This window comes from Streptomyces sp. NPDC002623, from assembly GCF_053592635.1.
This window is the reverse complement of sequence record NZ_JBSFWB010000008.1, coordinates 309,390-332,368: the sequence shown is the minus strand read 5'-3', so window position 1 is coordinate 332,368 and position 22,979 is coordinate 309,390. Positions and strand designations below refer to the sequence as shown.

Sequence of the window (22,979 nt, the reverse complement as noted above, 5' to 3'; positions counted from 1 at the left end):
GGGGGACCCGATGAGCACGACCACCACCGCCACGACCAGGACCACCATCGCCACGACGACGACGGCCACCGCCATGACGACGATCACCTTCACCGAGGACGAGCTGAACCCGTACATCACACACGCGCCGACGCGCCGCTGGCTGACCGGCCCCGGCCTGCCGGCCCTGCCGGGCGACGGCGCTCTGATGACGTTCGAGGCGCTGCGCACGGACGGGCTGCGCACGGTCGCGGACTCCACGGGCGACCCCGAAGGCCTCCTGGCGGCGGAGCTGCGCGACCGGCTGGTCATAGGCGGAATCCTGGGCGCCGACGGCCGGGAGACGGAGTCGGTCCTGCTCGACGGGATGACGGGCGAGATCTCGACGACGTACTTCCTGCACGACCGCCCCGGCCTGATGGACACCCGCCCGCTCGCCCCCTCCCTGGAGAAGCTGCTGCGCTACGCGACCGCGGTGGACGAACTGGCGGCCCTGCGCGGCCAGTTCGCCTCCTACGCGGGCCGCCTCGGACCGAAGGCGGTGGCGGAGGCGACCCGTCAGCTGCTCGCCGTCTTCGAGGAGGCCGCGGAGGGCGCGGAGACCGCGGCGGCGGCGGACCGGGAGGGCGACTCGGGCCTCTTCTGGAAGCTGGCCGCGGTGATCCGCCCGCTGGCGCTGGTGGCCGGCCCGGGCACGACCTCCGGCCTGGCGCTGGACCTCCCGGTCCGCCTGCTGGACGAGGAGTTCGGCTCCGGCGAGATCGTCCGCTTCGAGGACGTCGACTTCCCCAACGCGCTCACGCACGCCCCGACCCGCCGCTTCCTGCGCGAGACGGGCCTGCCGGAGGAGGTCGTCTGGTTCTCGCTGGAGACCGACATGCCGCTGCAGACCCTCGCCGAGTACTGCGAGGACGACCGCGGCGGCGTCCTCACCGAGCAGCGGCTCCCGGCCGACGCCGACCGCCTGATCCGCCTCGGCCACCTCCTGGAGGACACCAGCCTGGTCGTCGACGGCGCCACGGGCGCGGTGCTGAGCTGGAGCGAACCGGACCTCGGTCTGCGCCCGCTCAACGCCGACATCTCCACCTTGGCGTTCACCCTCTGGCTGATACGCCGCGAGCGGGCGCTGGACGCGGTCCACGAGCTGACCGAGGCCTACGACCAGCTCGCCGAGACGATGTCCCGCACCCTGGCCGCGGTCGACCCGGTCGCCTGCGACCCGACCCCGAACAACCCCGCGGACGACGGCTGGCGCTACTGGCCGGGGATGTTCGAGGACGAGGCGGGCGGCGGGCTGTATGCCTAGCTGCGCCCCGAAGGGGCGCGGGGAACTGCGCGACCAGCCACGACGGCGCCGCAGCAGAACGACGGCACATCGCGGCACATCCAGCGGAGCGCCTAGTGGCGGCAGCGGCTGACGTCGATCCGTACGATCTGCGGGTCGTGGTCGCTGGCCTGGTCGGCGAACTCGGCGTTGATGTGCACCACGTCGTAGTCGAAGTGCGTGACCGCCGGGCTGGTCAGGATGTGGTCCAGGGTCTGCGAGTTGCCGTCGTAGACGTAGGTGTAGCGCTGGTCGGCCGGCAGGGTGGTGATCAGCGGCTTGAGGACCTTGCCGTCCGTCAGCGTGCTGACGGTCTGAGAGAACTCGTAGTCGTTGAGGTCGCCGAGCACCACGGTCTTGGCGTTCTTGTCCGCCGCGAGCAGGGACTTGACGAACGCGTTCACCTCGGCGGCCTGCGCCTGACGCTGCGTCTCGGAGCTGCGGGCCGGCGGCTGGTAGCGGGAGTGCAGGGGCTGGTCGCCGCCCTTGGAGGTGAAGTGGTTGGCGATGACGAACACGGTCTCGCCGTGGAAGACGAACTCGCCGACCAGCGGCTTGCGGCTGTTGTCCCAGGCGTCGCCGGTCGGGTCGATGCGCCCGGGGGAGTAGGTGAGACGGGCGCCCTTGCGGGTCTTCACCACGCCGGTGGCGGTGGTGGCGTCGCCGCCGGTCCGGTCGGTGAACGAGACCCGCTTGGGGTTGAACAGGAACACCTGACGGATGTTGCCGCCGGGCTCGCCGCCGTCCTGGTTGTTCGTCGGGGCGATGTACCGCCACTGGTACCGGGGGCCGCCGGCCGCGCGGATGGCGTCCGTGAACCGCTTCAGCGTGGCCTCGGAGGTGACGGTGCCGTCGTTCGTCGCGCCGTTGTCGTCCTGGATCTCCTCCAGGGCGACGACGTCGGGGGAGTTGAGGTTGACGGCGATGCCCTGGGCGAGCCGGTCGATCTTCTCCTGGTCTTCCAGCGCGTCCAGGTTCTCCACGTTGTACGTGGCGACCGCGAGCTCGTCGCCCTTCTGGCGGCGGGTCACCTCCGGCTTCAGCCCGTTGTCGACCAGGGTGCCCAGCTGGGTGGCCTGGACGTTGTAGCCGCCGTAGGTGGAGTAGTCGAGCGGCCCGGTGGTGCTGCCGGACAGCTCGTCGCCGACGTCGGCGACCGGGAAGGCGGCGGCGGTGTCGAGCGACATCACCTTCAGCCGGCCGGTGTTGGGCTGGTCGTAGGAGGAGTAGAGCGTGCCGCCGTGGGGCGTGGTGCTCTCCTCCGGCTTGACGGTCACCCACAGCTCGCCGTACTCGTTGCTCGCGCCGACGACACGGGCGTCGGAGAACGAGACGCGCATGCCTTCGGCGGCCTCGAAGAAGTCCTGGGCGTAGACGGCGGGTTCGAGCGGGAGCGACTCGATGCTCGCGCCGCCGGCGGTGGGAATGTAGGCGTTCGGAACGCTGCTCGCGTCGGCGGTGACGGCGGCGGGCAGGGCGTTCCCGCTGCTCAGCACGGTCGCCGTCGGCGCGGTGAGCTCGGTGAGGGACTGGCTGGTGCTGCTCGGGTAGTACTCGGCGACCTTGCCGCTGACCAGCACGGAGTCCCCGACGGCCACGGTCGGCGTGGTGGACCCGGTGTACACGAAGACGCCTTCGCTGGTCCGGGGATCGGCGTCGGCCGCCGGATCCTGGATCCAGTACCCCTGGGACCCGGAGGTCCGCACCCCGGTGACGATGCCCGGCACCCGGGTGACGGTCTGCCCGGCGAGCGGGGAGAGCCGGGTGGCGCCCTGGATGTCATGGACGCGGACGGTACCGGGGGTGGTCGGGTCCCCGTCCCCGTCTCCGTCCCCGCTGCCCGAATCCGGGGTCTGCCCGGCGGAGTTGACGGGGGACGGCGTCCCGGACGCGAGATCGACGGCGTTGTCGTCGGTGTCGGCGAGGGCGGCCGCGCGGCTGACGGAGGCGGTGTTGGAAGCCCCGGTGACCGGCCCGCTGCCCTCCCGCACGACGGCGCTGCCGTACCCGACCAGGTCGACGATCCGGCTGTCGGCGGCGCAGTCGGCGGCGGTCTTGCAGGTCAGGGCGGCGGTGCCGGAGACGAGCGCGATGGTGCCGGTGGTGGCGCTCATGGCGATGGACCCGGTGGCGTCGACGGCGGGCAGGGCGACGGTCCCCCCGGATCCGGTGCCCTCGCCGACGAGGAACCGCCCGCCGGGCGCGACGCTGCCGCTGAGCGCGGTGACCTGCCAGGTCGAGGAGGAGGACGGCGAGCCGGGCAGGTACTGCACGCTGAACCCGGCCAGGTCGTAGGCCGCCGTGCCCGCGTTGCCGAGCTCGACGAAGTCCCGCGTCAGGGTCGCTCCCGAGTTCCCGCCGCCGCCGTACACCTCGGAGATCACCGCGGAGGCGGACGGCGTCGCGTAGGCCGCGGGCAGCGAGGTGATGGCGAACGCGCTCGCCACACCCACGGATATGAGCGCGTAGACGGTACGGCGGGGTCTGTTACCTACAGATCTGGACACGCTGGCGATCTCCTCGTACGTCGTCGGGTCCGGCCGATGGTGGTGTGGGGGAGTCGGCTCAAGTTACGCGCGTAGAGAGGGGATCGCCAAGAGGTCGTAGGTTAAATCCGGGGAACGGGAAGGTGAGTTGGTCCGGGTGCGTCGGAGTCGCGGACGGAGCCCCGGAGCCCCGGAGCCCCGGCCGGAGCCCCAGCCGGAGCCCCGGCCGGAGTCAGCTGAGAACGATCGGGGTGTCGTCCTTGCCGGATGGGGCCGACCGGCTCGGCTGAGGGTCGCTCAGGTCGACCCGGTCCACCGCGAACGGGATGGCGAAGAACAGACCGAGCACGGCCGGGAACCCGATCCACCAGGGAGCGCCGACCCGGTAGAGCCCGATTCCGGCCGCGACACAGGCGACCATCCCGAGGACGGCGACGGTGGTCCCGAGCCCTTGGCCGTGGTCTTGCCGGAAACAGCGTGAGCACCAGCGCAACGAGCAACTGCCCACGATGCGCGGCACTCTCATCCCGGCGATCTTCTGGTACTTGATGTGCGGGCGCTCCAGCCCGAAGCGCGAGTGATGCACGAGGCGTCGGCGGCGGCGCAGGCACCAGCGTCTGTCACAAGGAGAGCTGCCGAAGACGATCTCGCTCCCGGCGGCCCGCACCACCTGTTGGTGCACATGTCCCGGGCGTGCCGTGCCTGCCGGGGCGGCAGCGGCAGCGGCGCTGACAGTGGCCGCCGGGCCCGGACCGCTGAGCACGGCGACCGGCTCGCGCTCCTCCTGGTGCGGCCGCAGACGCGCGTCGTCGCGTTCCGCGGCGTGCTGGTCGGCGCGGGCCCGTTCGGCCGCCGCCTGCAACTCGGCGCGCTGTCCGGCGGCTTCGGCGGCCTCACGGCGTCGGCGTTCGGCACGGTGGTCGGCCTCGGAGGCGGCGGCGGAGGCATAGGCGGCGTCGCGCTGCTCCTGCAGCCGCGCGTTGGCGGCCAGCGTGTCGACCTGGCGTTGCTGGAAGTCGGCGAGTTGGCCTTCGAGTGCGGCGAGCCGCTCGGCGTAGGCGGCGAGTCGGACCCCGTGCGACTGGAGGTCGGCGAGTCGGCGTTCGACGGTGAGGAGCCGGTCGGCGTAGGCGTCGACCTGGGTCGTGTAGTGCCGGAAGTCGGCGAGGGCGGCGTCCGCGTGCGGGGCGGGCCCGCGTTCGAGCGCGGCGAGTCGCTCGGCGTGGGTGGCGAGTCGGTCGGCGTGTCGCTGGAGGTCGGCGAGGGCCGACTCGATCTCCGGCAGCGCCCCTCCCTGCGGCTCGGCGCCGGCAGCCGCGTGGTGGATGTGCAGCTCACCGATGTTGGTGACCCGACTGTCCGGGGCGCACGCGGAGTTCTCGACACTGCCGCCGACCCCGATGGCGTCGGGGCCCACGTGCAGATGGCGGGGGCCGTCGACGGGGGAGGCGGGGACGGGGTCGGTCTCGGCGGGGCGTTTTCTGCGGGGCCAGGGCTGTCCGGTCATCGGCGGCTGTCGTCTCCGAACGCGTTGTCGACGATGTCCCCGACGGCGGCCACCGAGTCCGGCCCGGCCTGAACCTCACCCCGGCCCCCGGCTGCCCGCCGCCTGGGCGTGCGCGGCCCGGAAACCACGGCACCGTGCCCGATCGCGTTCCCGACGAGGTCCCCGCCGGCCGCGATCCCACCGCGCTCGGCCCGCACGAGCCGCTGGGGGCGGCCGGCGTCGTCGGCGTTGTCGGCGTCGTCGGGGTGGCGGTCCGGGGCGCTGCCAGGGGCGTCGGGAGTGCTGGGTGTATCGGGTGTATCGGGTGTATCGGGGGTATTGCCGGGGGCGGCGTTGCCTGAAGCACCGTTGCCTGAAGCACCGTTCAGAGCGAGCACGGAGATCACCACCCCGGCCAACCCGACCACCGCGCCGACGACACTCGCCACCTGCCCCGCGGCATTCAGATCCCCCAGGACGGCGAGCGACACGAGCCCTGCCGACCCCACCCCCGCCACCCCCACGGCGGCCCACACGACACCCCGACCAGGCCCCACGATCCCCATCGACCCCTCCCACCGCCCATTCCGAAGAAGCGCCCACAGAGTCCCACCACGCGACCCCGACTGCCGGGAGAACAAAGGACATCGCAAAAGCCGGTCAGCAGTCGTCTCACACGATCAAGTTCAAGCACGGAGACGGACGGCCGAAAGGGCGGCACCCCATGTGGGGTGCCGCCCTTTCGTTCTGCCTGGTCAGGCCGGTCAGAGGCCGTGGCGGGAATTGAACCCACGTACCTCGCTTTGCAGGCGAGTCCCTAAGCCACTCGGGCACACGGCCAGGTCGGGGTGGGGGGTTGAGGCCCCGTTCCGAACTTGGTAGGTCGACCGTACGGTCCGGTCCGGACGTCGCTCAAGGGGCGCGGGCGCGCTGCAATGGGACTGCCATACGCCGTTCATGAAGCGGAGGAGCGGAGGAGCGGAGCAGCGGCAAAAGGGGTGCAGCGGCGAAAGGGGTGCAGCAGGCCTACGACCAAGGTCTCGGGTGGGGTCCCGTCTTCCGACAGGGGTCAACGGCGATTGTGGACCTTACGCTGGCGGCCATGGCTGCCCTCGAACCTCGCGACGCCGGTGTCGCAGACGACCCCGTTTCCTCTGCAGTGGAGAGTCACCCTGAGACCGAGACCGTCCTCGGGCGGTCCTATCGGGCCCTCAGCGTCGGGATCGTCTCCGTCGTGTTGCTCATCGCGTTCGAGGCCACCGCGGTGGGGACGGCCATGCCTGTCGCCGCGCGGGAGCTCGACGGGGTGTCGTTGTACGCGTTCGCGTTCTCCGGGTACTTCACGACCAGCCTGTTCGGGATGGTGTTCGCCGGGCAGTGGTCCGATCGGCGGGGGCCGCTCGGGGCGTTGGGCGGGGGGATCGTCGCCTTCGGGGCCGGGCTGCTGCTGTCCGGGAGCGCCGGGGTCATGTGGGTGTTCATTCTCGGGCGGGCCGTGCAGGGGCTCGGGGGCGGGCTGGTGGTCGTCGCGTTGTACGTCGTCGTCGGGCGCGCCTATCCGGAGCGGCTGCGGCCCGCGATCATGGCCGCGTTCGCTGCCGCCTGGGTCGTGCCGTCCGTCGTCGGGCCGCTTGCCGCCGGGACGGTGACCGAGCAGCTCGGGTGGCGGTGGGTGTTTCTCGGGATACCCGTCCTCGTCGTCCTTCCGCTTGCGCTCGCGCTGCCTCAGATACGGCGGCGGGCCGGTGGGCCCGTGGAGGGGGCGTCCGGGGCGGGCTTCGACCGGCGGCGGATTCGGCTCGCCCTCGGGATCTCTCTCGGGGCCGGGCTTCTGCAGTACGCCGCCCAGGATCTGAGGCCCGTGTCGGTGGTTCCGGCCGCCGCCGGTGTCGCGCTGCTCGCGCCTGCCGTGCTCGGGCTGCTTCCGCGCGGTACCTGGCGGGCCGCCCGGGGGCTGCCGTCCGTCGTGCTGTTGCGCGGGGTGGCCGCCGGGTCCTTCATCGCCGCCGATTCGTTCGTGCCGTTGATGCTCGTGACGCAGCGGGGGCTGAGTCCGACCCTTGCCGGGCTCTCGCTCGCCGCCGGTGGGGGGACCTGGGCGCTCGGGTCGTGGGTGCAGTCGCGGCCGCGGGTGGAGCCGTACCGGGAGCGGTTCATGGCGCTCGGGATGGTGCTGACCGCTGTCGCCATCGCCTCCGCTCCCAGCGTGCTGATCCACTCCGTGCCCGCCTGGATCGTGGCCGTCGCCTGGGGGGTCGGGTGCTTCGGGATGGGGCTCGTCATTTCCTCCACCAGCGTGCTGTTGCTGCAGCTCTCCGCTCCCGAGAAGGCGGGGGCCAACTCCGCCGCGCTGCAGATCTCGGACGGGCTGTCCAATGTGCTGCTGCTGGCCGTCGGGGGAGCCGCCTTCGCGGCCCTCGGCGGAGGCGCCGTCTCGCACACGGCCACGACGGCCGGCGGGTCCTCGCATCCGGCCGCGTTCGTCGCCGTCTTCCTGCCGATGGCGGGCGTGGCGTTGTTCGGGGCGTGGGTGACTACGCGGTTGCGGGCGGAATCGCGGTGACACTATCTGGTACCACGCAGTACCGTTGAGGCATGGCTGGACTGAATCTGCGGTTTTCGGACGATGAGCTCGACGCGCTGCGCGAACGTGCGGCAGCGGAGGGGCGCAGCATGCAGGCGTTCGCGCACGACGCCGTGATCGCGGCCATAAACGAGCATTCGAGACTGTTCAACGAGGCCGCTGACCACGTACTGAAGGCGAGTGCCGAGCTGAACCGGAGGCTCGCTTGACGCACTACCTGAGGTTGCCCGAACTGCTGAACCTCGCGAAGCGGCTCGAGGCTGACGACGTGCGCGACTTCGGGCTCTTGGACTCGGCCCTCGTGCGCCCTCAGTCGAGTGTGTTCGGGCAGGACGCCTATCCGGACGTCTGGCAGAAGGCCGCGGCGCTGATGGAGTCCCTCGCCCGCAATCACGCCCTCATCGATGGGAACAAGCGCATCGCCTGGTACGCGACCTGGGTCTTCCTGCACATGGACGGACATCCGCTGGACGCGGAGTTCGACGTGGACGAGGCCGAGGCGTTCGTCCTCGATGTCTGCCAAGGAGCCCTCGACGTGCCGAAGATCGCTGCCCGGTTGCCGCGCTTCGCGCGCTGACCCCTGCGGATGCTGTGAGCTGAGTCCCATCCCCGGGCACCCCGCCTCGTACGCACGTTGACAGGAGCGGGCCGCCGGTAGGGTGGCCCGGTTGTCATACGTAGCCGAGCCGCTCGACCACCCAACGGAGACCGTGACTACCGCCGCCGCCAACTCGCACTCCCATCACCTCTCGCCCGCCTTCCCCGGCCGGGCCCCCTGGGGCACCGCCGGCAAGCTGCGAGCCTGGCAGCAGGGAGCGATGGAGAGGTACCTCCAGGAGCAGCCACGCGACTTCCTCGCCGTCGCCACCCCCGGTGCCGGCAAGACGACGTTCGCGCTGACCCTCGCCTCCTGGCTGCTGCACCACCATGTCGTGCAGCAGGTGACCGTGGTCGCGCCGACCGAGCATCTGAAGAAGCAGTGGGCGGAGGCCGCGGCCCGGATAGGCATCCGGCTCGATCCCGAGTACAGCGCCGGACCGCTCAGCAAGGACTACCACGGCGTCGCCGTGACGTACGCGGGCGTCGGCGTCCGCCCGATGCTGCACCGCAACCGGAGCGAGCAGCGCAAGACGCTCGTCATCCTCGACGAGATCCACCACGCCGGTGACAGCAAGTCGTGGGGCGAGGCGTGCCTCGAGGCGTTCGAGCCCGCCACCCGGCGGCTGGCGCTGACCGGTACCCCGTTCCGGTCGGACACCAATCCCATTCCCTTCGTGACGTACGAGGAGGGCAACGACGGGATCCGGCGGTCCTCCGCCGACTACACCTACGGCTACGGGTCCGCGCTCGCCGACAACGTCGTGCGGCCGGTCATCTTCCTCTCCTACAGCGGCCAGATGCGCTGGCGGACGAAGGCCGGCGACGAGATCGCGGCCCGGCTCGGCGAGCCGATGACCAAGGACGCGATCAGCCAGGCCTGGCGGACGGCCCTCGACCCGCGCGGCGAGTGGATGCCGAGCGTGCTGCGCGCCGCCGATCAGCGGCTCACCGAGGTCAGGAAGGCCATCCCGGACGCCGGTGCGCTCGTCATCGCCTCCGACCAGGACTCCGCCCGCGCCTACGCCAAGCTGATCCGCGAGATCACCGGGTCGAAGGCGACCGTCGTCCTGTCCGACGACACCGGCGCGTCCAACCGCATCGACGAGTTCAGCGCCGGCAACGACCGGTGGATGGTCGCGGTGCGGATGGTGTCCGAGGGCGTCGACGTGCCCCGGCTGGCCGTCGGCGTGTACGCCACCACCATCTCCACCCCCCTCTTCTTCGCCCAGGCCGTCGGCCGTTTCGTGCGGTCCCGGCGGCGCGGCGAGACCGCTTCCGTGTTCCTGCCGACCGTGCCCGACCTGCTCACCTTCGCCAACGAGATGGAGGTCGAGCGCGACCACGCCCTCGACAAGCCGAAGAAGGAGGGCGAGGAGGATCCGTACGCCGAGTCCGAGCAGGAGATGGACGAGGCGAACAAGGAGCAGGACGAGGACACCGGCGAGCAGGAGCAGTTCGCCTTCGAGGCGCTGGAGTCCGAGGCCGTCTTCGACCGGGTGATGTACAACGGCGCCGAGTTCGGCATGCAGGCCCACCCGGGAAGCGAGGAGGAGCAGGACTACCTCGGCATCCCGGGGCTCCTCGAACCCGACCAGGTCCAGCTGCTGCTGCAGAAGCGGCAGGCCAAGCAGATCGCGCACAGCAAGAAGCGGCCGGACGCCGAGGCCGATCTGCTGGAGCTGCCGGCCGAGCGGCGGCCGGTCGTCTCGCACAAGGAGCTGATGGAGCTGCGCAAGCAGCTCAACACGATGGTCGGCGCGTACGTCCATCAGAGCGGCAAGCCGCACGGTGTGATCCACACCGAGCTGCGGCGCGTGTGCGGCGGACCGCCGAGCGCGGAGGCGACGGCGGGACAGCTGCGGCAGCGCATCGCCAAGGTGCAGGAGTGGGCCACCCGGATGAAGTGACTCCTCTGCGAGGGCGCTCGCAGAGGAGTCACGCTCCGTACGTATCGGGATAAATACAAGTAGTCCATACCGGCCAATGACCGGATTCTGGACGGAGCCTTCCGCTCAGCGAACCTGCTTCGCTACTGTCCCGCTACGCACACGCCCCGTGGCAGCGCCGCCGCGGAGCGCAGCCGTGAAGCGACTGGGCCCGGACACGCCGGGCCCATCTGTCGATCGGCGGCCTCTGAAGCGCGTCACTGACGGGACTCGGTGACGCATCCGCCGCGACGGGGGTTGCCGACCTCACCACTTAAGGAGTGGGAGTCGTGACCGCGGAGACCTCCCAGACGCTCGATCGAGGACTGAAGGTCCTCAAGCTGCTGGCCGACACCGACCACGGGCTGACCGTCACCGAACTTTCCAACAAACTGGGTGTGAACCGGACCGTCGTGTACCGGTTGCTCGCCACCCTGGAGCAGCACGCACTCGTACGGCGCGACCTGGGCGGGCGAGCCAGGGTCGGTCTCGGAGTGCTCAGGCTCGGCCGGCAGGTGCATCCGCTGGTGCGGGAGGCCGCCCTGCCCGCCCTGCGCTCGCTGGCCGAGGACATAGGCGCGACCGCGCATCTCACCCTGGTGGACGGGACGGAGGCGCTCGCCGTCGCCGTCGTCGAGCCGACCTGGACGGACTACCACGTCGCCTACCGGGCCGGGTTCCGGCATCCGCTGGACCGGGGGGCCGCCGGCCGGGCGATCCTCTCCGCCCGGCAGAAGCCGGCGCCGCCGCCGAACGAGCCCGGCTACACGCTGACCCACGGCGAGCTGGAGGCCGGCGCGAGCGGCGCGGCCGCCCCGCTGCTCGGTGTGACCGGCGTCGAGGGCAGCGTGGGCGTGGTCATGCTCGCCGACGCGGTGCCGGAGCGCGTGGGCCCGCGGGTCGTGGACGCGGCACGGGAGGTGGCGGAGGCACTGCGCTGAGCGCGGTCGCAGAGGTACGGCGGCCCGCGGCCGGACGACGACGACATCCAGCCGCGGGCCCGCACGCATGGCCACGTTAGATTGACCCCGTGCTCTCACGCCTCTCACGCCCCCAGGCCCTCGTAGTCTGCGCTCTGCCCCTCGTGGCGCTGCTCGCCACGGCCGCGTTCGCGCCGCTGCCGTTCGCGGTGGCGCAGCCGGGCATGACGGCGAACGTCCTCGGCGAGAACCAGGGCGCCCAGGTGATCACGATCTCCGGCGCGCCCACCCGGGACACCAGCGGGCAGCTGCGGATGACGACGATCGAGGCGACCGGCCCCGACACGGACGTCACCCTCGGCGATGTGATCGACGGCTGGTTCCGTGCCGACCAGGCGATCATGCCGCGCGACTCGGTCTACCCCAGCGGGGAGAGCACGAAGGAGATCGAGCAGCACAACACCGAGCAGATGGAGCAGTCCCAGGACGCCGCGACCGAGGCCGCGCTGAAGTACCTGAAGCTCTCCGACGACGACGTCAAGGTCACGCTGAAGCTGTCCGACGTCGGCGGCCCGAGCGCCGGGCTGCTGTTCTCGCTGGGCATCGTCGACAAGCTCGACGGCGACGGCAGCGGCGGCGACCTCACCGGCGGCCGGTCGATCGCCGGCACGGGGACGATCGAGGCCGACGGCACGGTGGGCGCGGTCGGCGGCGTCGCCCTGAAGACGCAGGCCGCCCGGCGGGACGGCGCGACCGTCTTCCTGGTGCCGAAGGACGAGTGCGGCGACGCCAAGTCCGAGCTGCCCAAGGGGCTGCGGCTGATCCCGGTCACCACGCTCAAGGGCGCGGTGAGCGCGCTGGTCGCGCTGGAGCAGGGCACCGGCTCCGTACCCGCCTGCTGACCGGGCCGACAGCGGGCCCAGAGCGGGCCGACAGCGGGCCTACTTCACGAACCCCTCCTTCTTCATCCAGTCCAGCGCCACCTGATGCGGGTCCTCCCCGTCGACGTCGACCTTGGCGTTCAGCTCCTGCGCCACCTTGTTGGTGAGCTTCTTCGTGACGGGGTTGAGGACCTCCGCGATCGCCGGCCACTTCTTGAAGGTCTTCGAGTTGATCGCGGGCGCGGCGTTGTAGTTGGGGAAGAACTTCTTGTCGTCGGCCATCACCACCAGGTTCATGGACCTGATGCGCCCGTCGGTGGTGAACACCTCCCCGTACGTGCAACTCCCCTTCTGCACCTGGGTGTAGATGATCCCGGTGTCCATCTGCGTGATCCGGGACGCCGGCACGTTCATCCCGTACGCCTTCTGCATACCCGGCAGCCCGTCCGCCCGGTTGGCGAACTCGCTCTCCACGCACAGCGTCACCGCGCCGGGGTCCGACTTGGCGAGGGCGGCCACGTCCGACAGGGTCTTCGTGCCGTACTTGCGGTAGGCGTCCTGGTTCATCGCCAGCGCGTAGGTGTTGTTCAGCCGTGACGGGGGCAGCCAGGTCACCCCGTTCTTCAGGTCGGCGTCGTGCACGGCCTGCCACTGCGCCTGGGGGTCGGCGATGGGCTTGCTGTTGCCCTGGTAGGTGATCCAGGCGGTGCCCGTGTACTCGTACATGCCGTCGGCGTCGCCCTTGCGGACCGCCTCGCGCGAGCCGATGGACCCCTGGATGCCGGTGCGGTCCAGGACGTCCGCGCCGGCCGCCTCGAAGGCGATGCCCATCATCGCGCCGAGGATGAGGTTCTCGGTGAAGGACTTGGACGTCACGGTGAGATGGGCGCCCTTGAGCGGCTCGCCCCGGCCGATCGAGCCGGGCGAGACGTCGTCGACCATGGGCGAGCCGCTGGTCAGCCCGCAGCCGGCGAGCAGCGCCAGCGCCGCCACGGCCGGGGGGCGCTTCACCGGTCCACCTCCAGCCCCCGTGGCCGCATCAGCACTTCGGCCAGCGAGGCGAGCCAGTCGACCAGCAGGGCCAGGGCGACGGTGAGGATCGAGCCCAGTACCAGTACCGGCATGCGCTGGGTGGTGATGCCGGTCGTGATCAGCACGCCCAGGCCGCCGCCCCCGCCGAAGGTCGCGAGCGTCGCCGTGCCGACGTTCAGGACGAGGGCCGTGCGCACGCCGGCCAGGATCAGCGGGACGGCGAGCGGCATCTCGATCCTGCTGAGCACGCCCGTCGGCGACATGCCGATCCCGCGGGCCGCCTCCAGCAGCGTCGGGTCGTTGGCCTTCAGCCCCGCGACGGTGTTGGAGAGCACGGGCAGGATGGCGTAGGCGATGATGCCGATGAGGGCGGCCTTCATGCCGGTGCCCAGCCAGATCACCAGCAGGGCGAGCAGCCCGATCGCGGGGGTGGCCTGGCCCATGTTGGCGACGGTCATGACGATCGGGGTGGCCTTGCGGAACGCCCGGCGGGTCAGCAGGACGCCCAGCGGGATGGCGATGATCAGCACGAAGAACGTGGAGATCGCCGTCAGCTCCACGTGCTGCCACAGCGCCTTCGACACCTGCCCGTCGGACAGCGCGTTCTTGGAGATCGCGTCCAGGTCCGCCTGCACGAACCACAGCCAGGTCGCGAGCATCAGGGCGACGATGAAGGCGGGCACGAGGGTCAGCTGCTGCCAGGTGAGGCGTCGCAGGGGCGACGGCGGGGGCGGCGGGGGCGGCGGGACCGCGGTCTCCATCTCCTCCGGCGGCAGGAGCACGCCGTCCGGTCCGAGCACGCCGTCCGGCCCGGGGGTCTCGTCCAGCTCCGGAGTGCTCATGCCTTCGCCTCCCCGGCCGGGCCCTCCTGTTCCGCGTGCGTCTGCGCGGCCCGGGCCTCCTCCAGCTCGGCTTGCGCCTCCAACGCTTCCAGCCGGTCGGCCTCCAGCAGTTCGTGGACGGAGTTCATCAGCGTCTCCATGTCGACGACCCCGGTGTACTCGCCGCGCCGCCCGGTGACCACGACGCGTCCGGTGTTGTCCGTCAGCACCGCCTCCAGCGCGTCGCGCAGGGTGGCGTCCCGGGTCACCGTGTCGCTGACCAGGGTTCCCGCCCGCGCCAGCGAGCCCCTGGCCCGCATCAGGTCGCCGCGGCGCAGCCACTTGTAGGGCCGGCGCCGCTTGTCGAGGAGCAGGATCTCGTTGGTGCCGCTGGAGCGGAGCCGGTTGAAGATGGTCTGCAGCGGGTCGTCGACGGTCACCGTCGGGTAGTCGGTGATCTCCACGTCCCGTACCCGGCTGAGGTTGAGCCGCTTCAGGGCGGCCCCCGCGCCCACGAACCCGGAGACGAAGTCGTCCGCCGGGTTGGTGAGGATCGCCTCCGGGGTGTCGAACTGGGCGATGTGCGAGCGTTCGCGCAGCACCGCGATGCGGTCGCCGAGCTTGATCGCCTCGTCGAAGTCATGGGTGACGAACACGATCGTCTTGTGCAGCTCGTGCTGGAGCCGGATCAGCTCGTCCTGGAGGTGGTCGCGGGTGATCGGGTCGACGGCCCCGAACGGCTCGTCCATCAGCAGCACCGGCGGATCCGCCGCCAGGGCCCGGGCGACGCCCACCCGTTGCTGCTGCCCGCCGGACAGCTGGCGCGGATAGCGGCCGTGGAACTCGCCGGGGTCGAGCCCGACCAGGTCGAGCATCTCCTCCACGCGGTCCCGGATCCGGGTCCTGGGCCAGCCGATCATCCTCGGCACGAGGGCGATGTTCTGCGCGACCGTCATGTGCGGGAAGAGCCCGGAGGACTGGATCGCGTAGCCGACCTTGCGGCGCAGCTTCACCGGGTCGATGTCGGTGACGTCCTCGCCGCCGATCCGGATCCGCCCGCCGGTCGGCTCGATCAGCCGGTTGATCATCTTCAGGGTGGTCGACTTCCCGCACCCCGACGGCCCGACGAAGACGACCGTCTCACCGGCCTTGATCTCCATGTTGACGCTGTCGACGGACGGGTGGGGGTTGCCGGGATACCGCTTGCTGAGGTTCTCCAGCTCGATCGACGCGCCATGCGACTCGGACCGGGCGTCAGACACGGATCCCCCTGGGAATCGTCAGCCGTCCGAGCAGGACGTACGCGGCGTCGAAGAGCAGGGCCAAGGCGATGATCCCGAGCGTGCCCGCGAGGACCTGGTTGAGCGCGTTCTTGCTGCCCAGCGAGGCGAGGCCACGGAAGATCTCGTTGCCGAGGCCGGGCCCGGAGGCGTACGCGGCGATGGCGGCGATGCCCATCAGCATCTGGGTGGAGACCCGGATCCCGGTCAGGATCGGCGGCCAGGCCAGCGGCAGCTCGACCCGCGCCAGCCGGGTCAGCCGGGACATCCCGATGCCCGTCGCCGCGTCCACCAGGGCGGGGTCGACGCCACGCAGTCCGACGATGGAGTTCCGCACGATCGGCAGCAGCCCGTACAGGGTCAGCGCGATCACCGTCGGCGGCACGCCCAGGCCCACCACCGGGATCAGCAGACCGATCATGGCGAGCGACGGGACGGTCAGGATGGTGGAGGTGGCGGTGGTGGCGAGGCTGCCGCCCCACTCGCTGCGGTAGGAGACGGTCCCGATCAGCACGCCCACCAGGGTCGCCACGACCATGCACTGGAAGACGACGCTGGCGTGTTGCCAGGCGTCGGTGAGGAGCTGCTGGTGACGGCTGTCCAGATACTCCCAGAAGCTCACACGCGTTCACCGCCCGACATCGACCGGATCGACTGGGTCCTACTCCCGTGCGTCCTCGGCGGCCTGTTCCACCAGCGGGATGATCCGCAGCGGAACGGGGTTCTCCATCACGATCGCGGTGGACGCCCGGACAATGCCATCAAAACCGACAACCCGGTCGATGACCCGCTGGAGATCGGCGTTGGACCGGGCCACCAGCCGGCACAGCATGTCCCCGCCGCCGGTGGTGGTGTGCAGCTCCAGCACCTCCGGCACCGATGCCAAGTGCGCCCGTACGTCGGGCCCTTGCCCCTGCCGGATCTGGAGGGTGGCGAACGCGGTGACCGGATAGCCGAGGGCCGCCGGATCGACCTGCGGTCCGAATCCCCGGATGACTCCGTTCGACTGAAGCCGGTCGAGCCGCGCCTGCACGGTCCCCCGGGCCACCCCCAGCCGCCGGGACATCTCCAGCACCCCCAGACGCGGCTCCCGGGCCAGCAGCACGATGATCCGGCCGTCCAGCTGATCGATCGCCATATGCGCCCGCCTCCGAGATGGTCACCCTGTACAGAAAGCCCGCCGAAACCGTCGCGCCACTGGGCATATTGTCCAGCCGACACGGGAACTATTGCGCACCTTGCGAGCCGGAGCGAGGCTTTCGCTATGACGCAGACCACGCACCGCACTCCCGACACCGCCCGGCAGGCCGACCCCTTCCCGGTGAAGGGAATGGACGCGGTCGTCTTCGCCGTGGGCAACGCCAAACAGGCGGCGCACTACTACTCCACCGCCTTCGGCATGCGGCTGGTCGCCTACTCCGGACCGGAGACCGGCAGCCGCGAGACCGCCTCGTACGTGCTCACGAACGGCTCGGCCCGGTTCGTCCTCACCTCCGTCGTCAAGCCCGCCACCGCCTGGGGCCACTTCCTCGCCCAGCACGTGGCCGAGCACGGCGACGGCGTCGTCGACCTCGCCATCGAGGTCCCGGACGCGCGCGCCGCGTACGCCTACGCCGTCGAGCACGGCGCCCGCTCGATCGCCGAGCCCCACGAGCTGAAGGACGAGCACGGCACGGTCGTCCTCGCCTCGATCGCCACCTACGGCGAGACCCGCCACACCCTCGTCGACCGCTCCGGCTACGACGGCCCGTACCTGCCGGGGTTCACAGCCGCGGACCCGATCGTCGAACCGCCCTCCCACCGCACCTTCCAGGCGATCGACCACTGCGTCGGCAACGTCGAGCTCGGCCGGATGAACGAGTGGGTCGGCTTCTACAACAAGGTCATGGGCTTCACGAACATGAAGGAGTTCGTGGGCGACGACATCGCCACCGAGTACAGCGCGCTGATGTCGAAGGTCGTCGCGGACGGCACCCTCAAGGTCAAGTTCCCGATCAACGAGCCCGCCATCGCCAAGAAGAAGTCCCAGATCGACGAGTACCTGGAGTTCTACGGCGGCGCCGGCGTCCAGCACATCGCGCTCAACACCAACGACATCGTGCAGACGGTACGGACGATGCGGGCGGCCGGCGTGCGGTTCCTCGACACCCCGGACTCCTACTACGACACCCTCGGCGAGTGGGTCGGCGACACCCGCGTCCCCGTCGAGACCCTGCGCGAGCTGAAGATCCTCGCCGACCGCGACGAGGACGGCTATCTGCTGCAGATCTTCACCAAGCCGGTCCAGGACCGCCCGACCGTCTTCTTCGAGATCATCGAACGGCACGGCTCGATGGGCTTCGGCAAGGGCAACTTCAAGGCCCTGTTCGAGGCGATCGAACGCGAGCAGGAGAAGCGCGGCAACCTGTAGAAGTCACGCGCCGGCCGGGAGAGGCGTCATTCGGGCAGCGGGCGTTCGGGTACCTCGCCCAGCTGGGCCAGCGCCTCCCGGGCCACCGGGCCGAGCAGCGGCGAGAAGTACGGGTTGATCTGCAACGCCTCCCGCAGATGCCGCCGGGCCGGCCCGTCCTTGCCCAGCTTCCGCTCGATCATGCCCAGGTGGTAGAGGTACGGCGCGCTGTGCACCGCGCCGCCGTGCACCCGGTCGGTGGCGATCAGGGCGAACCCCAGCGCCGCCTTGTCGTCGCCGGCCCGGTGCAGCGCCCAGCCCAGCGCGTCCGCGACCGCGATCCCGGGCTGGCGTCGCCACTCGGCCCGCAGCCGCCGCACCGCCGACACCGGGTCCCCGTGGTCCGCCTCGAACCGGCCGAGCAGCAGCTCCCCGTCGACCCCGCCCGCCGCCTCCTGCCGCACCCGGGTTCGCAGCAGGTCGTACTGCACATGCGCCGCCTGGGTGAGCCCCAGCGACTCGTACAGCTCGCCCAGCTCCAGCGCGTAACCCGGCAGCGGCTGTCTGGCGAGCGCCGCCCGGTACGCGCTCAGCGCCTCCGAGGTCCGCCCCAGCGCAGCCAGCGCCCGGCCCTGCCCGGCCTGCGCGGCCCGCTGGTCGGGGTCGATCCGGACCGCCTCCTGGAAGTGCCGCAGCGCGTCCTCCCGGTCGCCGCGCTCCCAGGCGAGCTGCCCGGCCCGCTCCAGCCAGGCCGCCTGCTCGGCGGGGGAGGAGGCGCCGGCCGCCGCGTCCGCCAGCGCCGCCTGCGCGTCCTCGCGCCAGCCGCGCTCCCAGTAGACGCCCGCGGCCCGCGCCCGCACGGCCGGCCCGGAGCGCAGCGCCAGCAGTCGGTCCAGGGACCTGCGGGCCTTCTTGTAGTCGCCGAGCCCCGTGTACGCGTCGATGAGCTGCGGATACGTCGTCCAGCGCTTCGGCGCCAGCTTGCGCGCGGCCTCGCCCCAGCTCAGGGCGGCCCGGAAGTCACGGCGCGCGTTGGCCAGCGCGGCCAGCCCGTCGAGGGCGTCGGCGTTGTTCCTGGGGCGCACCTTCAGCGAGGTCCGCAGCGCCTGCTCGGCCTTGGGGTACTGGACGGCCACCTCGGCGGTGCGGCGGCCCTGCTCGACGTAGGCCGCGGCGAGCACCGCCCAGGACCGCGCGTCCCGCGGATGCTCCCGCACCCGGCTCTCGCGCTCGTCGATCAGCACCGCCAGGTCGGACAGCGCGGCCGGCACCCCGGCCCGGACCGCCGTGGCCGCCTGCGCCCCCGCGGCCGGTGCGGGCGCCCGCTGCCCCGACCCTCCGCCGGGCAGGAACATCAGCACCCCGCCGCCCAGCACCAGACACCCGACGAGCGAGCCGACGATCAGCCGCCGCCGTGGCCGGAACGTCTTTTCGGTGCGCTGTTCGTTCTCCATGGCGTCGTTCTCCATGGCGTTCACTGTGCGCCAGTACGACGACCGTATGACGTCAGCCGAAGCGTCCGGCGGACGGGGTTCACACCGATGGCCCCGGGTGCGAACCTGTGATCATGAGCCGTAGCCTCGTAGAACGTCTGCTCACCGGCCTGCCCGCCGAGGCCGTCCTCACCGACCCGGACGTCACGGTCTCCTACGCCAACGACATGGCCGGCTTCTGCCCGGCCGGCACCCCGGCCGTGGTCGTGCTGCCGCGCACGGCCGAAGAGGTCCGGCACGTCATGCGCACGGCGACCGAACTGCGCGTCCCGGTCGTTCCCCAGGGCGCCCGCACCGGCCTGTCCGGCGGCGCCAACGCCTCCGAGGGCTGCATCGTCCTCTCCCTCGTCAAGATGGACCGCATCCTCGAGATCAACCCGGTCGACCGCATCGCCGTCGTAGAGCCGGGCGTCGTCAACGCGACCCTCTCCCGCGCGGTCGACGAACTCGGTCTGTACTACCCGCCGGACCCCTCCAGCTGGGAGATGTGCACGATCGGCGGCAACATCGGCACCGCCTCGGGCGGCCTGTGCTGTGTGAAGTACGGGGTGACGGCCGAGTACGTCCTCGGCCTGGACGTCGTCCTGGCCGACGGCCGGCTGATGACCACCGGCCGGCGCACCGCGAAGGGCGTCGCCGGGTACGACCTCACCCGGCTGTTCGTGGGCTCCGAGGGCTCGCTGGGCATCGTCGTCCGGGCGATCCTGGCGCTGCGGCCGCGGCCCCCGCGGCAGTTGGTGCTGGCGGCCGAGTTCGCCTCCGGGGCCGCCGCGTGCGACGCCGTCTGCCGGATCATGGCCGGCGGGCACGTCCCGTCGCTCCTCGAACTCATGGACCGTACGACGGTCAGGGCCGTCAACGACCTCTCCCGCATGGGACTTCCGGAGACCACCGAGGCGCTGCTGCTGGCGGCCTTCGACACCCCCGACCCGGCCGCCGACCTCGCCGCCGTCGGCGCGCTGTGCGAGGCGGCCGGCGCCACCCAGGTCGTGCCCGCCGACGACTTCGCCGAGTCCGAACTCCTGCTCCAGGCACGGCGGTCGGCGCTGGTCGCCCTGGACGCCGTCAGGGGCACGACGATGATCGACGACGTGTGCGTGCCCCGGTCGCGACTCGGCGAGCTGCTCGAAGGCGTCGAACGCATCGCGCAGAAACACGAGTTGACCATCGGGGTCGTCGCCCACGCGGGCGACGGCAACACCCACCCGACGGTCTGCTTCGACGCGCAGGACCCCGACGAGTGCCGGCGCGCCCGCGAGTCCTTCGACGAGATCATGGGCCTCGGCCTGGAACTCGGCGGCACCATCACCGGCGAGCACGGCGTGGGCGTGCTCAAGAAGGAGTGGCTGGCGCGCGAGCTCGGACCCGTCGGAGTGGAGATGCAGCGGGCCGTGAAGGCGGCCTTCGACCCGCTGGGCATCCTCAACCCGGGCAAACTGTTCTGATCACTCACTCTCCCTCACACCCCCTCACTCTCCGTCGCGGGACCCGTCCCCCGGCCACGGGTCGGAGAGCCACAGCTCGTCCGCCGGAGTCGGGGCGAGCAGCTCCGCCAGGCCGTCGTCGATGCCGAGCTGATCGGCCTCGGTCCCCGGCGGCACCACCCGCAGCGTCCGCTCCAGCCAGGCCGAGACCTGCGGCGCGGGCGCCTGGAGAAGGGCGTCGCCGTCGGGTGAGCTCAGCGCCATCAGCACGACGCTGCGCCCCTCCGCCTTCGTCGGCCACACCCGCACGTCCCCGTGCCCGCACGGCCGGAACACGCCCTCCACCAGCAGCTCACGGGCGAACGTCCAGTTGACGGGCTGCTCGGAGTTGATGTGGAAGGTGACGAGGACGGCGAAGGGGTCGTCGCTGCGGAAGCTGAGCCGGGCCGGGACCGGGATGCTGCGCTCCGGCGACAGGATGAGCCTGAGCTCCAGTTCGCGCTCCACCACCGTGTGATGCATGTCGGTTCTCCTCTCGAAACGGGCCTCGCACGGGCCCGCGGGTGGGCCCGTACGAGTGGAGAGCGAGGGGAGCCGGAACCATTACGCGGGTTCGGAGAACTTTTTTCTGTGAGTTCCCGTCCCCGGGCGGCGGCCGAGGACATGGTCCGGTTCCGAACGTGTGAAGAGCCTGCACGGGGTTGCCCGGAAACGAGCGGGTACGGCAGGACTGGCGGTGAGGCTTGCGTCGGTCTGATAGATGTGGAGCCCCCCATCCCACCCCCGAGCAGATACGGGACGACGGACATGAGCGCCCCAACCCCGGCACCCGGCGACGACCGGCCCCGCGAAGGGTATTACCCGGACCCGTCCATCCCTGGATACGTCCGGTACTGGAACGGTGCCTCCTGGGTACCGGGCACCAGCCGACCGGCGCCGTCCGACGGCCGGCCGCTCACGCCCCCGCCCGGCGGCGGGCCCGCGGCCTCCGTGGAGGAGACCGGCCCGCACTTCTTCGACGAGGACCCGGCCGTGGCTCCCGCCGACCCGTACGGCGGCGGCCCCGAGCCCGCCTCCGCGTGGGGCGCCGACCGCTCCCGTCAGTCCGGCTTCGGCGGCGACCAGGACCGCCGGGTCTCCTGGGGCTCCCCGCAGGCCGCCGACCCGAGAGTGCCCGCGCCGGCCCAGCCCGAGGGCCAGTCGACGAGCACGGACGGCATGACGACGATCCCGCCCGCCGAGCCGGCGGCCGACGGCGCGGGCGCCGGGGACGTGGTCTCCGGGGGCACGTTCGTCTTCCGCCGGCCGACGGCGGGCGACGCGGGCGCGGCCCCCTCCGGTCCCGCCGGCCCCGTCCCCGACGAGGGCGCCGCCGCCTTCCGTGCGCCGGCCCCGCGCACGGGCCACCAGGACGGCGCGCCCGGCGCGCCCCCCGGGAGCACGCCGGCCGCCGCCCCCGGCCCCGTCGCGGGCTACGCCCCCGGGACCCAGGGCCCGACGACGGCTCCGCCAGCGCCCCCGGCGACGCCCGCCGCCTCCGCCAAGCCCGGCTTCGGCGCGGGCAAGGCCGCCGCCGAACGCGCGGCGGCCCAGGCGGCCGTCCCCGCCCCGCAGGGCCCCGCGGCCTTCCCGGCCGCCGCCGCCCAGCAGGTCGCGCCGAGCCTCCCGCAGCAGGCGGCCGGTCCCGGCGGCCCGATTCCCGCGTCGCCGCAGCCCGCCGTGCCGACGATCCCCGGTTCCGGTGGCGGGCAGCCCTCCTGGGCGCAGCAGGTGCATCGGCTCGCGGGCGAGGACGGGCCCGTCGCGCCGTGGAAGCCGCCGGTCGAGGACATCTTCCAGGCGGCCGCCCGGCGGCAGTCCGAGGCGCGTCCGGCCGGCCTCGGCAAGCGGTTCGCGGCCCGGCTCGTCGACACGGTCGTCCTCGCGGCCGTCACGGGCGCCGCCGCCGTGCCGCTCGGCCTGAAGGCCCTCGACCACGTCAACGACAAGATCGACGCGGCCAAGCTCACCGGCGAGACCGTCACCGTCTGGCTGCTCGACGGCACGACGTCGGTGTACCTGGGGATCGTCCTCGCCGTCCTGCTGGTCTTCGGGGTGGTGTACGAGGCGCTGCCGACCGCCAAGTGGGGCCGCACGCTGGGCAAGAAGCTGTTCGGGCTGGAGGTGCGCGACATCGAGGGCGGCTCGCCGCCGTCCTTCGGGGCGGCCCTGCGCCGCTGGCTCGTCTACAGCGTGCCCGGTCTGCTCGTCGTCGGTGTCGTGGGCGTCTTCTGGGGCCTGTTCGACAAGCCGTGGCGGCAGTGCTGGCACGACAAGGCGGCGCACACCTTCGTCGCCGGCTGACCGGTACGACCG

20 protein-coding genes and 1 tRNA gene are annotated in these 22,979 nt (G+C 71.8%); 10 read left to right on the top strand and 11 right to left on the bottom strand.

Annotation, left to right across the window (positions count from 1 at the left end; genetic code table 11):
* Positions 1-10: 10 nt before the first annotated feature.
* Positions 11-1,285: an SUKH-4 family immunity protein gene (locus tag ACWD4O_RS17785; protein ID WP_451280758.1), complete on the top strand. Its 1,275-nt coding sequence runs from the start codon at positions 11-13 to the stop codon at positions 1,283-1,285.
* Positions 1,286-1,377: 92 nt separating this feature from the next.
* Here the strand turns inward: ACWD4O_RS17785 and ACWD4O_RS17780 are convergent, their stop codons facing one another.
* From ACWD4O_RS17780 to ACWD4O_RS17765, 4 genes are all read right to left on the bottom strand, one after another.
* Entirely contained in the window at positions 1,378-3,756 is a 2,379-nt protein-coding gene (locus ACWD4O_RS17780) for an endonuclease/exonuclease/phosphatase family protein (protein WP_451280877.1), read from the bottom strand.
* Between the two features lie 265 nt (positions 3,757-4,021).
* On the bottom strand, positions 4,022-5,296 hold the full coding sequence (locus ACWD4O_RS17775; RefSeq protein WP_451280756.1) for a hypothetical protein: 1,275 nt from the start codon (positions 5,294-5,296) through the stop codon (positions 4,022-4,024).
* Positions 5,293-5,841, bottom strand: a complete 549-nt coding sequence (locus tag ACWD4O_RS17770) for a hypothetical protein (protein WP_451280754.1) — start codon at positions 5,839-5,841, stop codon at positions 5,293-5,295. Before ACWD4O_RS17770 ends, ACWD4O_RS17775 begins: the two co-directional genes overlap by 4 nt.
* 202 nt (positions 5,842-6,043) lie before the next feature.
* Positions 6,044-6,115, bottom strand: a tRNA-Cys gene (locus ACWD4O_RS17765).
* A gap of 262 nt (positions 6,116-6,377) precedes the next feature.
* On the opposite strand from ACWD4O_RS17765, the gene ACWD4O_RS17760 reads away from it, so the two are divergent.
* The 6 genes from ACWD4O_RS17760 to ACWD4O_RS17735 all read left to right on the top strand — a co-directional run bounded on the left by ACWD4O_RS17760 (position 6,378) and on the right by ACWD4O_RS17735 (position 12,206).
* Positions 6,378-7,838 (top strand): MFS transporter, encoded by a 1,461-nt coding sequence (locus tag ACWD4O_RS17760; protein ID WP_451280753.1) that lies wholly within the window; start codon positions 6,378-6,380, stop codon positions 7,836-7,838.
* Positions 7,839-7,870: 32 nt separating this feature from the next.
* Entirely contained in the window at positions 7,871-8,068 is a 198-nt protein-coding gene (locus ACWD4O_RS17755; RefSeq protein ID WP_371660291.1) for a hypothetical protein, read from the top strand.
* On the top strand, positions 8,065-8,436 hold the full coding sequence (locus ACWD4O_RS17750) for a type II toxin-antitoxin system death-on-curing family toxin (protein ID WP_451280751.1): 372 nt from the start codon (positions 8,065-8,067) through the stop codon (positions 8,434-8,436). The genes ACWD4O_RS17755 and ACWD4O_RS17750 overlap by 4 nt, the downstream gene beginning before the upstream one ends.
* A 133-nt stretch (positions 8,437-8,569) precedes the next feature.
* On the top strand, positions 8,570-10,366 hold the full coding sequence (locus ACWD4O_RS17745; RefSeq protein WP_451280749.1) for a DEAD/DEAH box helicase: 1,797 nt from the start codon (positions 8,570-8,572) through the stop codon (positions 10,364-10,366).
* 308 nt (positions 10,367-10,674) lie between these two features.
* A complete protein-coding gene (locus ACWD4O_RS17740) occupies positions 10,675-11,325 on the top strand; it encodes an IclR family transcriptional regulator (RefSeq protein ID WP_351911782.1) in 651 nt (216 codons plus the stop codon).
* An 89-nt stretch (positions 11,326-11,414) separates the two neighbouring features.
* Complete coding sequence (locus tag ACWD4O_RS17735; RefSeq protein ID WP_451280747.1) at positions 11,415-12,206, top strand: YlbL family protein; 792 nt, start codon at positions 11,415-11,417, stop codon at positions 12,204-12,206.
* A gap of 39 nt (positions 12,207-12,245) precedes the next feature.
* Here ACWD4O_RS17735 and ACWD4O_RS17730 read toward each other — a convergent pair whose 3' ends face one another.
* From ACWD4O_RS17730 to ACWD4O_RS17710, 5 genes are all read right to left on the bottom strand, one after another.
* Positions 12,246-13,127, bottom strand: coding sequence for a glycine betaine ABC transporter substrate-binding protein (locus ACWD4O_RS17730; protein ID WP_451280875.1), 882 nt, complete (start codon positions 13,125-13,127; stop codon positions 12,246-12,248).
* 65 nt (positions 13,128-13,192) lie between these two features.
* Complete coding sequence (locus ACWD4O_RS17725; protein ID WP_451280874.1) at positions 13,193-13,978, bottom strand: ABC transporter permease; 786 nt, start codon at positions 13,976-13,978, stop codon at positions 13,193-13,195.
* A gap of 77 nt (positions 13,979-14,055) precedes the next feature.
* The gene (locus tag ACWD4O_RS17720; RefSeq protein WP_451280745.1) at positions 14,056-15,300 is read right to left on the bottom strand and encodes a betaine/proline/choline family ABC transporter ATP-binding protein; all 1,245 of its coding nucleotides are present in this window, start codon (positions 15,298-15,300) and stop codon (positions 14,056-14,058) included.
* The gene (locus tag ACWD4O_RS17715) at positions 15,293-15,940 is read right to left on the bottom strand and encodes an ABC transporter permease (RefSeq protein ID WP_451280743.1); all 648 of its coding nucleotides are present in this window, start codon (positions 15,938-15,940) and stop codon (positions 15,293-15,295) included. The genes ACWD4O_RS17720 and ACWD4O_RS17715 overlap by 8 nt, the downstream gene beginning before the upstream one ends.
* A 39-nt stretch (positions 15,941-15,979) precedes the next feature.
* Complete coding sequence (locus tag ACWD4O_RS17710) at positions 15,980-16,456, bottom strand: Lrp/AsnC family transcriptional regulator (RefSeq protein WP_451280741.1); 477 nt, start codon at positions 16,454-16,456, stop codon at positions 15,980-15,982.
* A 126-nt stretch (positions 16,457-16,582) separates the two neighbouring features.
* On the opposite strand from ACWD4O_RS17710, the gene hppD reads away from it, so the two are divergent.
* Positions 16,583-17,728, top strand: a complete 1,146-nt coding sequence (hppD, locus tag ACWD4O_RS17705; RefSeq protein WP_451280739.1) for a 4-hydroxyphenylpyruvate dioxygenase — start codon at positions 16,583-16,585, stop codon at positions 17,726-17,728.
* A gap of 26 nt (positions 17,729-17,754) precedes the next feature.
* Here the strand turns inward: hppD and ACWD4O_RS17700 are convergent, their stop codons facing one another.
* Positions 17,755-19,176, bottom strand: a complete 1,422-nt coding sequence (locus ACWD4O_RS17700; protein WP_451280738.1) for a tetratricopeptide repeat protein — start codon at positions 19,174-19,176, stop codon at positions 17,755-17,757.
* Positions 19,177-19,274: 98 nt separating this feature from the next.
* Between ACWD4O_RS17700 and ACWD4O_RS17695 the strand changes: the two genes are divergently transcribed.
* The gene (locus ACWD4O_RS17695; RefSeq protein ID WP_451280737.1) at positions 19,275-20,645 is read left to right on the top strand and encodes an FAD-binding oxidoreductase; all 1,371 of its coding nucleotides are present in this window, start codon (positions 19,275-19,277) and stop codon (positions 20,643-20,645) included.
* A 24-nt stretch (positions 20,646-20,669) separates the two neighbouring features.
* Here the strand turns inward: ACWD4O_RS17695 and ACWD4O_RS17690 are convergent, their stop codons facing one another.
* Entirely contained in the window at positions 20,670-21,146 is a 477-nt protein-coding gene (locus ACWD4O_RS17690) for an SsgA family sporulation/cell division regulator (protein ID WP_451280735.1), read from the bottom strand.
* Between the two features lie 285 nt (positions 21,147-21,431).
* On the opposite strand from ACWD4O_RS17690, the gene ACWD4O_RS17685 reads away from it, so the two are divergent.
* Positions 21,432-22,967 carry an RDD family protein gene (locus ACWD4O_RS17685; RefSeq protein WP_451280733.1) on the top strand — a complete coding sequence of 512 codons (1,536 nt, stop codon included), beginning with the start codon at positions 21,432-21,434 and terminating at the stop codon, positions 22,965-22,967.
* Positions 22,968-22,979: the final 12 nt, after the last annotated feature.